General features: G+C 46.6%; 11 protein-coding genes, 1 tRNA gene and 1 other annotated feature. Of the genes, 2 read left to right on the top strand and 10 right to left on the bottom strand.

All coding sequences use genetic code 11. The features are described 5' to 3' along the window. Positions 1 to 54: 54 nt before the first annotated feature. The 3 genes from GPK49_RS02720 to GPK49_RS12885 form a co-directional block, all read right to left on the bottom strand. The gene (locus tag GPK49_RS02720) at positions 55 to 1,179 is read right to left on the bottom strand and encodes an aminopeptidase (RefSeq protein WP_215676654.1); all 1,125 of its coding nucleotides are present in this window, start codon (positions 1,177 to 1,179) and stop codon (positions 55 to 57) included. A 63-nt stretch (positions 1,180 to 1,242) separates the two neighbouring features. After that, a complete protein-coding gene (locus GPK49_RS02715; protein ID WP_215676653.1) occupies positions 1,243 to 1,773 on the bottom strand; it encodes an isochorismatase family cysteine hydrolase in 531 nt (176 codons plus the stop codon). Between the two features lie 117 nt (positions 1,774 to 1,890). Further along, positions 1,891 to 3,000 carry a hypothetical protein gene (locus GPK49_RS12885; RefSeq protein WP_318283820.1) on the bottom strand — a complete coding sequence of 370 codons (1,110 nt, stop codon included), beginning with the start codon at positions 2,998 to 3,000 and terminating at the stop codon, positions 1,891 to 1,893. 180 nt (positions 3,001 to 3,180) lie between these two features. Then, positions 3,181 to 3,382: a binding site (T-box leader), on the top strand. Positions 3,383 to 3,450: 68 nt separating this feature from the next. Between GPK49_RS12885 and proS the strand changes: the two genes are divergently transcribed. Next, positions 3,451 to 4,887: a proline--tRNA ligase gene (gene proS, locus GPK49_RS02705; protein WP_215676652.1), complete on the top strand. Its 1,437-nt coding sequence runs from the start codon at positions 3,451 to 3,453 to the stop codon at positions 4,885 to 4,887. An 89-nt stretch (positions 4,888 to 4,976) separates the two neighbouring features. On the opposite strand, the gene GPK49_RS02700 is transcribed toward proS, so the two are convergent. From GPK49_RS02700 to GPK49_RS02680, 5 genes are all read right to left on the bottom strand, one after another. Beyond that, the gene (locus tag GPK49_RS02700) at positions 4,977 to 5,861 is read right to left on the bottom strand and encodes a DMT family transporter (RefSeq protein WP_215676651.1); all 885 of its coding nucleotides are present in this window, start codon (positions 5,859 to 5,861) and stop codon (positions 4,977 to 4,979) included. Between the two features lie 92 nt (positions 5,862 to 5,953). Further along, positions 5,954 to 6,823, bottom strand: a complete 870-nt coding sequence (locus GPK49_RS02695; protein ID WP_118578747.1) for a DMT family transporter — start codon at positions 6,821 to 6,823, stop codon at positions 5,954 to 5,956. A 150-nt stretch (positions 6,824 to 6,973) separates the two neighbouring features. Further along, positions 6,974 to 7,046: transfer RNA gene (locus tag GPK49_RS02690), tRNA-Thr, on the bottom strand. Between the two features lie 167 nt (positions 7,047 to 7,213). Beyond that, the gene (locus GPK49_RS02685) at positions 7,214 to 7,729 is read right to left on the bottom strand and encodes a peptidylprolyl isomerase (protein ID WP_016408467.1); all 516 of its coding nucleotides are present in this window, start codon (positions 7,727 to 7,729) and stop codon (positions 7,214 to 7,216) included. 75 nt (positions 7,730 to 7,804) lie between these two features. Continuing rightward, the gene (locus GPK49_RS02680) at positions 7,805 to 8,635 is read right to left on the bottom strand and encodes a metallophosphoesterase (RefSeq protein WP_318283819.1); all 831 of its coding nucleotides are present in this window, start codon (positions 8,633 to 8,635) and stop codon (positions 7,805 to 7,807) included. Between the two features lie 158 nt (positions 8,636 to 8,793). On the opposite strand from GPK49_RS02680, the gene GPK49_RS02675 reads away from it, so the two are divergent. After that, on the top strand, positions 8,794 to 9,996 hold the full coding sequence (locus tag GPK49_RS02675; RefSeq protein ID WP_215676650.1) for a Y-family DNA polymerase: 1,203 nt from the start codon (positions 8,794 to 8,796) through the stop codon (positions 9,994 to 9,996). Positions 9,997 to 10,023: 27 nt separating this feature from the next. Here the strand turns inward: GPK49_RS02675 and holA are convergent, their stop codons facing one another. Beyond that, positions 10,024 to 11,019 (bottom strand): DNA polymerase III subunit delta, encoded by a 996-nt coding sequence (gene holA, locus GPK49_RS02670; protein ID WP_215676649.1) that lies wholly within the window; start codon positions 11,017 to 11,019, stop codon positions 10,024 to 10,026. Continuing rightward, positions 10,985 to 13,261 (bottom strand): DNA internalization-related competence protein ComEC/Rec2, encoded by a 2,277-nt coding sequence (locus tag GPK49_RS02665; protein WP_318283827.1) that lies wholly within the window; start codon positions 13,259 to 13,261, stop codon positions 10,985 to 10,987. The genes holA and GPK49_RS02665 overlap by 35 nt, the downstream gene beginning before the upstream one ends. Between the last annotated feature and the right edge of the window lie 17 nt (positions 13,262 to 13,278).

Below are 13,278 nucleotides of genomic sequence, written 5' to 3'. Positions count from 1 at the left end.
GAAAAGGCTACAGAAAATACTCATTTTCCGTAACCTTTCGGTATTTCCTCTTTCTTAGGATTTCTTTAAGATTTCTTCTTTGAATTTCCCGTTTTCATAGAAAAGCTCACCATCGGCATAGATTTTACCATCCCTTGTCATGTCATTGATCATGTCCCAATGGATAGCAGATTCGTTTTTGCCGCCTGCCTCCCGGAAGGCTTCGCCAATCGCCATGTGCATAGAACCGCCGATTTTTTCATCAAACAGGATATTTTTCGTGTGCCGCTGGATTCCGTAATTCGTGCCAATGGCAACCTCGCCGAAATAGCGAGAGCCTGCATCGGTGTCCACATAGGACAGCAGGGTGTCCAACATTTCTTCATTTTTGCAGGAAACATCCACAATGCGTCCCTTTTCTACCGTCAGGCGTACCTCGTAAAATTCATTCCCGTTCATGATGGCGGGATAGGAAAAGGTGATATAGCCGTTAATCCCATCCTCTACAGGAGAGGTAAAAATTTCGCCGTCAGGGAAATTGGCATCCCCGCAGCAGTTAATCCATTTTCTGCCTGCCACGTTCACGAAAATATCCGTATCCTTAGAAAGAATATGCAGTTCCTTCTTTCCATCCAGATAGCTTGCCCATTTTTCCTGCCATGCCGCCATTTCCTGCCATTTTGCAACAGGATCTTCCTCGTAAAGATAGCCTGCGGTGTAAACGAAATCCTCATATTCCTCCAGGCTCATGCCTGCATTTTGGGCATCCCCGTTGGTCGGGAACTGTGTGCCGCACCAGCGCAGCTCACCCGTTCCCATGCGTTCGGAATAAATCTTGCGGTTGTCCTTATTCGCCAGACGCTTCTGTTTCAGTCGCTCCGCTTCGATGGACTGCATGGTCTTTGTGTTTTCGCTACCCCATGCGCTGATCCAGACATCGCTTTTTGCGCAGGCACCAAAACGAATATTTTCTCTGGCATATTGCTCCTCTGTCCCATTTTTCAGAAGCTCCGCATCCACATCGGGAACGTCAATATAATATTCCACCAGCGCGCCCGCTTTCACTGCCGCCCTTGCGACTGCCTTGATAAACGGCAATGCCGCATCCTCTGCGGAAATAGCAACGCGGTCGCCTTTTTTCACCTTTGTTGAATAATTTACCAGCACATCTGCTAGCTTTTCTAATCTTTCGTCCTTCATACCCTCACGTCCTTACAAAAAAATTTCTATAAAAAAGATTCTCTTTCTGCAAAAAGGTGCTTTTTACCGCACATGAATCTGACACATCTGCATGGTCTGCAATGCCGCCGCATGGCTTTCGGGTCTTACCCCTGCACAGCAGGATGCGTCCACGCTGATTTTCACCTCAGGCAGTCTTGCCTTTAAAATCAGCGCATTAGAAACCACGCAGATATCGGTGCAAAGACCGATAATCTCAATTTCACATTCTTCCGCAGGCAGTCCTGCAAATTCCATGACCATCATATCTGCCAGCTCCCATGAACCGAAGGATGGTTTATTCATCACAACGGCACTGCCCAGAGCCGCCTGTACCTTTTCATTCAGCTGCCAGCCGTATGTGCCTTCGATACAATGCACAACGGGGAGGTTTTCACCCTCCTGCGTTTGCAAATAATTATCCTGATGGGTGTCTCTGGTTGCATACACGCAATCCTTGGTGTAGGTGTTGATTTTTGCAATCACATTGTCTACAATCGCCTCCGCCTCAGGTGTGCCGAGAGAGCCGTCAATAAAGTCATTCTGCATATCCACAACAATCAAAATTTTTTTCATTTTTCTTTATCCTTTCCCTTTTTTCGGGTTATTTTTCTGATATAGATGTATCATACCACAGGGAAATTCTTCTTTCAAGTAAAGTCGTGTATCTAATCTGTTCTAATCCAGTTCCTTTTATCGTACCTCTGCGCCGCCCCATTCCAGAACGGTGAAGCCCTCTCTTGTAAGCGTCGGCAGCTCCTGTTCGGGAACGGAAACAGGCTGTTCCAACGACTTAAATGCCATAAATACGCGTAGCATATAATCAGGCTCAGGAGTAATATGCAGCTTTGCGGATGCATCATAATTTTCCCATTGGAAGGAAATCAGATTATAGGCGTTATTCTGCATATATGGCAGCCAGTAAACAATAAATTCATTGTATTCCTTCGGTATCATGCCCATTGCCGCAAGCTTTTCCTGCAGGAAGGCAACCGTATCCTCGCCTTTTACGACAAAGCCCTGAGAAAAGTCCATTTCCCCATAACCCTCTCCTTCCCAGAAAAGGTAGGAATACTCTCTGCCATCGGCGTGGTTAATCAGTGTGCCGTCAGGCTGTGCTGTTACCTGCCAGCCATTGTTGTAGGCAGGATAGGTCGTTGTCAGTGCGCCATCGTATTCCAATTCCACAGAAACATCGGTTGTTTCCTCGGGATAAAGATAAATGGCAGGCTTTCTATATAAAATCGGCTCACCGTTCTCATCCTGCCAAGGCATGGATACTAATTCAATTACTTTTTCCTCTTCACACCATTCTATATGCATATCAAACAGATCCGCCAACTCTCTCAACATATAAAAGGTATATCCATCGATATTATAGCCATGCAGTATCTTATCTGCCACAATGTCACGCCCACCAAAACGAACCGGCATCATCGAGCGAATCGCCTGTCTTTCCTTTGTACCCGTCACATACGGCTTCGCGTCTTCTACAGGCACATAAGGTTCCCTTTTGAAGGTATTCTGCCAGTTTATCAGCTGAATTTCATTTGTTTTTGCATCATAGGATACATTGAAAAGATGGATGTAATTCTGAATATGATCTGTTACCTCCTGTGCCACATCGCGCAGGCGAAAATAGGTATACCCATCAATGTTATAGCACTGCATAGTTTCCGTATGCCCATCAAAGGATACCTCCTGCTGCAAAGGAATTGCCGTTTTTGTTACCCTTTTCTCTGCCGCATAGGCTGTTGTTTCGAACATTGTCATTGTCAAAAGCACCGCAAAAAATCGTTTCATACCCTTTGCTCCCTTCGCTTTTTCCGGAAATATTATCCTTTTTTGTTGTTTGACATCTTCATTTTACCATATTTCCTCTTCGGCAATATTACAGTCCTCTAACAAAATCCGAAAGAAATTCTTAAGAAATTTCCCTTTCTCCTTGACACAGCCTGCTTTTTCGGGGTATCATAGAAACCGTGAAAAACAATGACAGGGAATAGTAAAAAAGCCCCCTTGCCCCCAGAAAACAGGCGGTTGATGCGAGCCTCGGCAAGCCTTTTTGAACCTGCCCCTTGAGTTCCGCAGGGAAAATGCGGCGTAAGTGCGGCGTTAACGGCTTTGAGAGGATGCGTTTTTGCATCAATAAGGGTGGCACCGCCGAATGACCTTGGTCCCTTTTCAGAGGGATGAAGGCTTTTTTTATTTTCAGAAATTCTCTGTACAGAAAAGTTTTAAGGAGGAAATCAAATGGCAAAAGAAAAGAAATTTGTAGAATCCATCACCGATATGGAAGTGGATTTTCCCCAGTGGTATACGGACGTTGTAAAAAAAGCTGACCTGACGGCATATTCCAGCTTGAAGGGCTGCATGATTATCCGCCCTTATGGCTATGCCATCTGGGAGCTGCTGCAAAGACAGCTGGATGACCGCTTCAAGGAAACAGGCGTAGAAAATGTATATATGCCTATGTTCATTCCCGAAAGCCTGCTGCAGAAGGAAAAGGATCATGTAGAAGGCTTTGCGCCCGAGGTTGCATGGGTAACCCACGGCGGCGAAAAGAAGCTGGAGGAACGCATTTGTGTTCGTCCCACTTCCGAAACCCTGTTCTGCGAGCATTATGCAAACATCGTGCAGTCCTACAGAGACCTGCCCAAGCTGTATAATCAGTGGTGCTCCGTTGTTCGTTGGGAAAAAACAACACGCCCCTTCCTGAGAACCATGGAATTTTTGTGGCAAGAGGGTCATACCGCACACGCAACCGCAGAGGAGGCACAGGAAAGAACCATCCAGATGCTGAATGTTTATGCGGATTTCTGCCGTGACGTACTGGCTATCCCCGTTGTTAAGGGCGAAAAAACAGAAAAGGAACGCTTTGCAGGTGCAGCACACACCTTTACTATTGAATCCCTGATGCATGATGGGAAGGCACTGCAGTCCGGCACCAGCCATAACTTCGGTGACGGCTTCGCGCATGCGTTTGGCATCCAGTATACCGATAAGGAAAACAAGCTCCAGTATGTACACCAGACAAGCTGGGGCATGACAACCCGTATGATTGGTGCTATCATCATGGTGCATGGTGACAACAGCGGTCTGGTTCTGCCCCCTCGTATCGCGCCCACACAGGTGATGATTGTTCCCATCGTGCAGAAAAAGGAAGGCGTACTGGAAAAAGCAGCTGAGCTGAAAAACAGACTGGCAAAGGTTTGTCGTGTAAAGCTGGATGATTCTGATAAATCCGCAGGCTGGAAGTTCTCCGAATATGAAATGAAGGGGATTCCCGTTCGTCTGGAAATCGGCCCCAAGGATATTGAACAGAATCAGTGTGTTCTGGCAAGACGAGATACCGGAGAAAAGATTTTCGTTTCTCTGGATGAGCTGGAAACAAGAGTTCCTGCCCTTCTGGATGAAATTCACGAAAATATGCTGAAAAAAGCAACCGAACACCGTGAATCCAGAACCTACGTTGCAAAAACAATGGATGAATTTGAAAAAATCATCAACGAAACACCCGGCTTCATTAAAGCAATGTGGTGCGGCGATCAGGCCTGTGAGGATGCCATCAAGGAAAGAACAGCGGCAACCAGCAGATGTATTCCTTTTGAACAGGAAGAAATCTCTGATGTCTGCGTATGCTGCGGCAAGCCTGCGAAGCACATGGTTTACTGGGGCAGAGCATACTAATCCCACAACAGAATAAAGCAAATTAAAAAAGGGTAAATCTTCAAATAAAAATGAGGATTTATCCTTTTCTTTCTTCATTCTCTTTTCGGTTATTCCTTTTTCTGCCCTTTCAGATTAAAAAGCAGCAGACCACAGATGATAATCGCACCACCGACAAAGGTTCCCATCCCCGGCACCTCATGCAGAAGCAGAAAACTCATCAGAGTGGACAGCAGCGGCGAAAGGAACATAAAATTCGCCACTTCGCTTGTTTTTTCCGCATACGCCAGAGCCTTCGCCCAGAGGATACAGCCGACGGCATTAGAGATAATTGCAAGATACAGCAAGGCGAGAAAATGCTTCGGCTCCCCGGTTACCATCTCCCGAAAGCCCTGCATAGCAGAAAAGCAGAGCCACAGCGCTGCTCCAAGCATGCTGAAGCAGGTAATCTGTGCGGAGGTATAGCCCATGGCAACCAGCTTTCTTGTCATAATGTTATAGCCTGCCCAGGAAGCGGCAGAAAGAAGCATCCAGAGCATTGCCGCATCAATGGAAAACATGCCATGGCTGTCCCAAAGCAGAAGAATCATAACACCTGAAAAGGCAATAAAAATTGAAATCCAACTTACCGGACCGATTTTTTCTCGGTACACCTTGGATGCAATTATTGCCGTCATAATCGGAGATGTAGCAACCAGAAGGCTGCACGTTGCGGAAGGCAATGTCTGCAAGCCGATATTCATTGCCACCGTATAAATCACATACCCAAGCGCCCCCGCAAGCAGGAATAACGGAATATGCTTTTTCTTCGGCAGTGCCATTCCTTGGAATTTCCCGATGAACAGCATGAAGCTCCCTGCAATGAAGCTGCGAAGAAACGCCAGCGGCACAACCGTAAAATGTGTCTGCGCAATTTTTGTCAGCGGATATGCCGAAGCCCAAAGGAATATGGTAAATAGGCTGTACCCGATGACCTTTTTCTTTTGTATTGTCAAAGCTGTCCCCTTCTTTCTCTTTAGACACGATACACCATTTTTCGCAAAAATGCAAACAAAAAAAGAGAGGGACATCTAAGCCCCTCTTAAAATCATTTCCCTTTCAGGTTAAAGACTACGATACTGATAATAATAATCGCGCCGCCGATAAATGTGCCTGCATTTGGCACCTCATGCAGAATGATAAAACCCATGATGGTGGAAAGCAGCGGTGTCACAAACATGAAGTTTGTTACCTCACTGGTGCGTTCCGCGTAGCTCATTGCCTTGCCCCATGTAAAATATGCCGTTGCGGAGGGTAAAGCCCCCAGATAAATCAGTGCAATGATGTGGCTCACGCTTGCACCTGCCAGCTGATGCAGTCCATCCCCCGCCCAGAAGCCAAGCAGAATGGCACCGCAAATCATGCTGTAGGTTACGATTTCTAAGGCATTATAGCCCATTGCAGAAAGCTTCCTTGTCATGATATTATAGCCGCAGAATACGATTGCCGCACCGACTGTCCAGATAAGACCGATATTGATGGAAAATACGCCTTCCCACAAAAGCAGAATCAGCACACCGATAAACGCAGCCGCGATTGCCGCCCAGCCGATGGGTTTGATTTTCTCTTTATATAGATGGGATGCTACGATTGCAGTCAGAATCGGGGTTACCGCAATGATAATACTGGAGGTTGCGGAGGTCAGTGTCAGAATACCTGTGTTAAAGGTAATCATATAGCCCGTAAAGCCAAGACCGCCGGATACAAAGAACAAAGGGATGTGCTTTTTCTGCGGCAGGCGAATGTGACAGCATTTCCCTATGATAATCAGAAAAATTGCTGCGACCGTACAGCGCAGAAAACCCAGAGGAATGGACGTAAACTGCTGCTGTGCCACCTTCGTCAACGGAAAAGCAGATGCCCAGAGAAAAACACTCAGAAAACTCAAACCAAATACCTTTTTCTTTTCACTCGTCATTTGTATTACCTCCAAAATTATAAAGTAAAATGCGGAAAGTCTTTATTTTGTTCATTATATCAAACAAATGTAAATAATACAATGCCGAATTATATATTTTCAAAAAAACATTTTACAATAAAAAACACCCGAAAATCTTCGGGTGCGAGAAGCTGATAGCGGGACTCGAACCCGCGACCTATTGATTACGAATCAATTGCTCTACCAACTGAGCCATATCAGCGTGACTGAATGATATTATAGTATACTTTTATAAAAAAATCAAGTTTTTCCTAAAATTTCTATCCGACAAAAATTTTATTACTGTTTTTATTACTATATTTATGAAATGATAAAAAAAACGAACCGATTTCCAAAGGAGTTCGATTCGTTTTTGTTTTCTTTTTTTAATTACATTTTTTCGGGTTCGGGATAATCCACGCCAAAGGTATCTACGGTTACCTTCACCATAACCTGATCCTCCAGAGGCTTGTCCTGTCTGTTTGTTTTTGTTTCGGCAATACGGTTTACTACATCCATCCCTTCAATCACCTTACCGAATGCAGCATACTGCCCATCCAGATGTGGAGAGGTTTCATGCATGATAAAGAACTGAGAGCCTGCGCTGTGAGGGTGCATTGCTCTTGCCATAGAAAGTACGCCGGGGGTATGCTTCAGGTCATTTTTGAAGCCTGCCATGCTAAATTCGCCTGCGATATGATAGCCGGGGCCGCCCATGCCTGTCCCCTCAGGGCAGCCACCCTGAATCATAAAGCCGGGAATCACTCTATGGAAAATTTTGCCGTCATAAAAGCCTTTTTTCACCAGAGAGATGAAATTATTGACTGTATTGGGTGCAATTTCCGGATACAGCTCAGCCTTGATGATGCCGCCGTCCTTCATTTCAAATGTTACGATAGGATTCATACGATTTCTTCCTTTCTGAATTTAAGTTATCTTTATTTTAACAAAAAAGCCTCCGCCGTACAAGTCCCTCTGCGGTTATTTTCCCTCTTGCCGCAGTGTTACCTCAATCAGCTCGGGGCGGTTGAAAATACGGAAAGGAAAGCTGCTGTTGCCTAAGCCGCGGCTGACAATCATAACCGTTCCGTCCTTTTCGTGCATTCCCTCTGTATATTTCGGGAAAAAGCCCTGATGCGGCGCAAAAACCCCCTGTCTGAAGAAGGGAATCACAATCTGTCCGCCATGCGCGTGCCCTGTAAAGACCAGATCCAATCCTTCATGCACATAGGTTTCAAATAATTCCGGTCGGTGGGAAAGCAGAATGTTAAAGCTGTCCTCCTGCCCTGCCATCAGGCTATGCAGAAGCAAATCATAATGCCGATTCGCCTTTTTATCTGCCAGACCGAGCAGTGTTATCGTATCTCCATTTCGCTCGATAACAGATTTTCCGTTATTCAGCACCGTAACCCCGGCCTCGACCAGTGCTTTCTCCAGAATTTCCCATTCGCCGCTCTGATGCTCATGGTTGCCGCTGACAAAATACACGGGCGCGTAGGTCACCAGTGCGTGAATGAATTCCATTGCACCGTCTACGTCTGTTCTGTTCTCATGCCTATCTACAAGATCTCCGGTAATCACAATAATATCCGGACAGCTTTGTTCGATTTTGCGCAGGAGCGGCTCCTGTCTCCTCCCGAATACCTTATTCTGCAAATCCGCAATCTGCAAAATTTTATAGCCGTCGAAGCCGGCAGGAATCTCCCCTCGGTATGTCATTTTTGTCAGAATCAATCCATTATTCTGCCAATAAAGAAATGCCCCTAAGAGAAGCCCTCCACAAATACAGCCCAGGGTTCTTTTTTTCATCATACTGCTTCACCCTTTCGTTTTTCTTTACATTATAAAGGCAACTACGGCGGCTTTCAAGAAATACCGAAACGAAAAAATTTCTTTCTTCGTTGAAAAATGACAAAAAAAGTGATATGCTATCAGAAAGTATGTTCGTATTTTAGGAAAGGAGGGCTCTTATGACCAGAATTATTTTTCATATTGATGTCAACAGTGCATATCTCAGTTGGACTGCCATTTCCCTTCTGAAAAAGGGAGAACCGACCGATTTACGCACCATTCCCTCCATCATTGGCGGGAGTATAGAGGATCGTCACGGCATTGTTCTGGCAAAATCTACCCCCGCGAAAAAACACGGCATTGTGACAGGTGAGCCGATTATACAGGCATTGCAGAAATGTCCGAATCTGATTGCCTATCCACCCGATTTTGCGCTGTATTCCAAATGCTCTCGTGCCATGTTCGATATTCTTTCGGAATATTCTGACCGAATTGAGCCATTCAGTATAGATGAAGGATTTCTGGATTATACAGGAATGGAAGCTCTGTTTGGGCCTCCAATCGAAGCCGCAAAAGCCATTCAGAAGCGCATCCTTGCAGAGCTTGGCTTTACCGTCAATATCGGCATCAGCACCAATAAGCTTTTGGCGAAAATGGCAGGCGAATTGGAAAAACCGAATAAGTGCATCACCCTTTTCCCCGAGGAAATTGAAACAAAATTTTGGCCCTTACCGATTGAGGATTTGTTCATGGTCGGGCGGCGCACCGCTCCGCGTTTGCGAAAAATGGGAATTCGCACAGTTGGCGAGCTTGCTGCGTATCCGCCATTGCTTTTGGAAAAGGAATTCAAAAGCTTTGGCAAGCTGCTTCACGCTTATGCAAATGGGATAGATGACAGCCCCGTTGCCCCCTCCGTTTCCGAAAGCAAATCTATTGGCAACAGCACCACAACCCCCTTTGATGTGACCGACCGCGAAGCTGCGTACAAAATTCTGTTGGCTTTATCGGAAACCGTTTCCATGCGTCTGCGGCAGGAAAAGCTTTGTGCAGAGGAAATCGCCGTTACGCTGAAAACCGCTAATTTTCAAGTTTATTCCCACCAGAAGCAGCTGCCAAATGCCATCGACTGCACCAATGCGGTTTATGCCGCCGCGGCGGAAATCTTTGATGAGGTCTGGAAGGGCGAACCTCTGCGGCTGTTGGGGGTGCGCGCGGGCAAGCTTTGTAAAGAGGATTGTATACAGCTTTCCCTTCTGGAGCAGGATTGGAGCAAACAAAAAAAGGCAGATGCCGCCATGGATGCCATCCGCAAAAAATACGGAAAAAACAGCATCCGCCGCTCTACCTTTCTGGGCGAAAAAAATACATTTCAAAAGGAATAAATGACAACCTGCTTTGGAATGATTCTGTTACGCCGCATATTTCATAATTAAAAGCTCTACCGCGGTTTCCTCTGCCGCCCTGCCCGATTTGATATCCAAATCCGCTTGCAGGCAATCTCTGACTGCCTGTTTCCAGCCTGCCACGGGGAAGCGTTTTGACTGCCGCTGATATTCCTTCACCGCAAATTCGCGCAGCTCCAGCCTTGCCGCAATCTGCTCCTGTGTTAGCCCGTTCTGCGTCAGCAGCATCGTTTCCAGAATCAGACGAAATTGTCTGGTAATCAGCGAAAGCACCATATACGGGGATTCCTTCATGGAAAGCAGTGTGCGATAAATCTGAACCGCCCTTTCGGGATGCTTTTCTGCCACCGCCTTCACAAGGTCAAACACACGCGCCTCCAGAGAAACTGTACAGACTGCACGAATATCCTCCGCGCGGATTTCTGCTTTCTCTCCCTTATAGGCAATCAGCTTTTGCAGCTCGCCATCCAGATTTTCCATATCATGATCCACTGTCTGCAAAAAGAGATTTAGTACGCCATCGCTCATCTGCATCCCGTTTGCTTTACAGCGCTGTTTTATCCATGTGCCTAAGTCCTTTTCCGCCTGTTTTTTGAACTCAACCGCCTGTCCGTTTTTGACAACCGCCTTATAAAGTGCATTGTTTTTTTCTACCTTTTCCTCAATGAAAAGCAGGCAGACCGTTTCGGGTAGATTAGAAAGAAAGGCTTTGAGCTTTTCACCCTCCTCTTTTCTGCCACCCTTCTGGAAAAAAGCACTGTTTCGCACGATGACCAGGCGTTTATCATTCAGAAACGGCAAGGTTTCCGCCGCATCCATGATTGCCGCCGCAGTTGCCCGTTTTTCCTCGAAGCTGTCCTCATTCATCATTTCCGCGCCATCGGGCAGAATTGCCTTGCGTAGTGCCGCTTCATATTCCCGAATGAGGTAGGTTTCTTCGCCGAAAAAGAGATAGCAACGGCTAAATTCATGATTTCTCCAGTTTTTCTTTAATGTTTTCATATAACGGTTTCCTTTCCGTCATGGTTTCTATGTTCATTGCACCGTCTTTCCCTATGGTCACAAGGATGGTTCCATCCTCATCCGTACGAAAAATTTCGGCACCCGTTTTTTGCAGACGTTCCATGGCTTCCTTATGCGGATGTCCGTATACATTGTTCGTACCGCAGGAAATGACTGCTGCCTTTGGCGATACCTTTTCCAGAAAAGCGGCATCCGAGCTGTATTTTGAGCCATGATGCGCCACCTTCAGCACATCCGCCGAAATATTCTGCGCCAAAAGCTGCTGTTCCTCCTCCGCGGTAATATCCCCCGTAAACAGCACCTTTGTATCACCATAGCTGTAGCGCAGCACCATAGAGCCTTGGTTTTCCTCTCCTGTCCCGGCAGAAGCTCCTGTCGGATATAAGCAAAGGAACGTATCCCCTAAAGAGGAATCACCTGTTTTTATAGTATACAATGGAATATTGTATTTTTCCACCATTTCTTTCAGCAAATCGGTCTGCTCATTTTCCGCAAAGGCATAATCAGAAAGATAGAGTCCTTTTGTGGGAAGGGTTTCCAGAACCTCAAGCAGACCTGTCATGTGGTCGCTGTCCGGATGGGAAAGAAACGCACCGTCCAGTGCGGACACCCCAAGATATTCCAGATAGGGCAAGACAACGCGCTTTCCGACATTTTCACCAAAATCCTGCCCGAATTTCCCGCCGCCATCCACAAGATATGCCGCGCCATCGTATGTAGAAATCACCGCTGCATCGCCCTGTCCTACGTCCAGAAAGGCAATCGTATTTTCCTTACGGAACAGCGGATTTTCAAACACCGCACAGAACAGTGCCGCGCTCAGCATCGCCCCAACCTTCCAGCTGCCCTTTCTGCCGCCGTATTCCAGAACGAAAAACAGCAGGACATAGTACAGCACAATGGACAGGTAGGATGGACACCCAACGAGTACATACGCAAAGGGCAGACGAACCAGTGCTGTGCAGACAATTTTGAAAGCCTGCAAAATGGCATAGACACTCCCTGCTGCAAAGATGCCCGCAGGCAGACAGACTGCACCAAGCAAGACACTCAGAAGTCCGAATCCCAGAAGCAAGCCGCTCAACGGCACAATCAGAAGATTCGCGAAAATGCCGACCAGAGAGACGGAGGAAAAATAATACGCCACCGCAGGATAGCTGAACAGAGATGCATAAAGGGAGACAAGCAGACTTTCCTTCAGCCAATCAAACTTACCCCTGTCCTTCTTTTTCTTCCGCTCCATTCTGCCTATACCAAACCAGATGCCGAATACCGTCAGAAACGAAAGCTGAAAGCCTGCATGAAACAGATACAGCGGCTGAAAAAGCAGAAGAAGGAACGCCGCAATCGCCATGGTATTCAGCGCATCCGGCAGGCGATAGAACGCTCTGCCCAGAAGCACAACCGTAATCATCAATGCTGCGCGATAGGAGGACGGGGAGGATTTGATAAAAAGCAGGAAGGCAAACACAGCAAAAATCGTCACAAGCGCGGAGGTGCGTTTGCTCCTTCCCAGAGCCTTTTCCAGAAAAAATGCCAGATACAGCGCCAATATGGACAAATGCAGCCCTGAAATGCAAAGCACATGCACGACACCTGCCTTGCTGTATAAAGTATAGCTTTCCTCAGGAATTTTTTCCTTATCCCCCGTCAGCACCGCCTGCATCAATCCGCTTTCCTCCGCAGGCAAAATTCTATCCAGAACCATCTGCACACCCGCTCTGGCTCGCGCAAGCCGAACGGAAAGAGAGGTATCCTGTCCCGTTACTTTGATTTTCTCCGGATAAAGCTTATACTCATAGCCCTTTGTCAGAAGATACAGCTGTTCATCATAGCCGCCGGGGTAGCTTTGCTTGGAAAACGGCACGATTTCACCCGAAAAAGCAACCCGCTCTCCCTCCTGAAAGCGTTCCTCTCCTACCCAGACGGCATAGACCTTGCAGGGCTTTTCCTGCTTTTCAAGACTACAGCGAAGGGTCAGCTTCTGATTGCCGGAGGTAGTTTCTCCTTCTTCCAGAATCACGCCCTCGCCTGTTACGGTTTTTGTCAAAAGGCTCTGCTCTGCCTGCCAATGCACCCCTGCTGAAAAGAATCCAAGCGGAACAAAGAACAGAAGCAGCAGATAAGCAGGCTTTTTCTTGTTTATCACAAAACGAAACAGAAAAAAGAGCAGAAAAAGAAAAGAGACCAGACATATCACTTTCGATATGCCCAGTCTCATATATATTCCACAAATCA

It is taken from the genome of Clostridium sp. MCC345, assembly GCF_018785345.1.
GTDB classification, from domain to species: Bacteria; Bacillota; Clostridia; order Lachnospirales; family Anaerotignaceae; genus Anaerotignum_A; species Anaerotignum_A faecicola.
Note: the sequence above shows the minus strand (reverse complement) of the source record. Positions and strands in the feature narration are given on the sequence as shown.

Excerpts from the sequence above, each read along its gene's own strand:
- GPK49_RS02720 (WP_215676654.1), bottom strand. The coding sequence starts at position 1,179 with ATGAAGGACGAAAGATTAGAAAAGCTAGCAGATGTGCTGGTAAATTAT.
- GPK49_RS02715 (WP_215676653.1), bottom strand. The coding sequence starts at position 1,773 with ATGAAAAAAATTTTGATTGTTGTGGATATGCAGAATGACTTTATTGAC.
- GPK49_RS12885 (WP_318283820.1), bottom strand. The coding sequence starts at position 3,000 with ATGAAACGATTTTTTGCGGTGCTTTTGACAATGACAATGTTCGAAACA.
- proS (WP_215676652.1), top strand. The coding sequence starts at position 3,451 with ATGGCAAAAGAAAAGAAATTTGTAGAATCCATCACCGATATGGAAGTG.
- GPK49_RS02695 (WP_118578747.1), bottom strand. The coding sequence starts at position 6,823 with ATGACGAGTGAAAAGAAAAAGGTATTTGGTTTGAGTTTTCTGAGTGTT.
- GPK49_RS02685 (WP_016408467.1), bottom strand. The coding sequence starts at position 7,729 with ATGAATCCTATCGTAACATTTGAAATGAAGGACGGCGGCATCATCAAG.
- GPK49_RS02680 (WP_318283819.1), bottom strand. The coding sequence starts at position 8,635 with ATGATGAAAAAAAGAACCCTGGGCTGTATTTGTGGAGGGCTTCTCTTA.
- GPK49_RS02675 (WP_215676650.1), top strand. The coding sequence starts at position 8,794 with ATGACCAGAATTATTTTTCATATTGATGTCAACAGTGCATATCTCAGT.
- holA (WP_215676649.1), bottom strand. The coding sequence starts at position 11,019 with ATGAAAACATTAAAGAAAAACTGGAGAAATCATGAATTTAGCCGTTGC.
- GPK49_RS02665 (WP_318283827.1), bottom strand. The coding sequence starts at position 13,261 with ATGAGACTGGGCATATCGAAAGTGATATGTCTGGTCTCTTTTCTTTTT.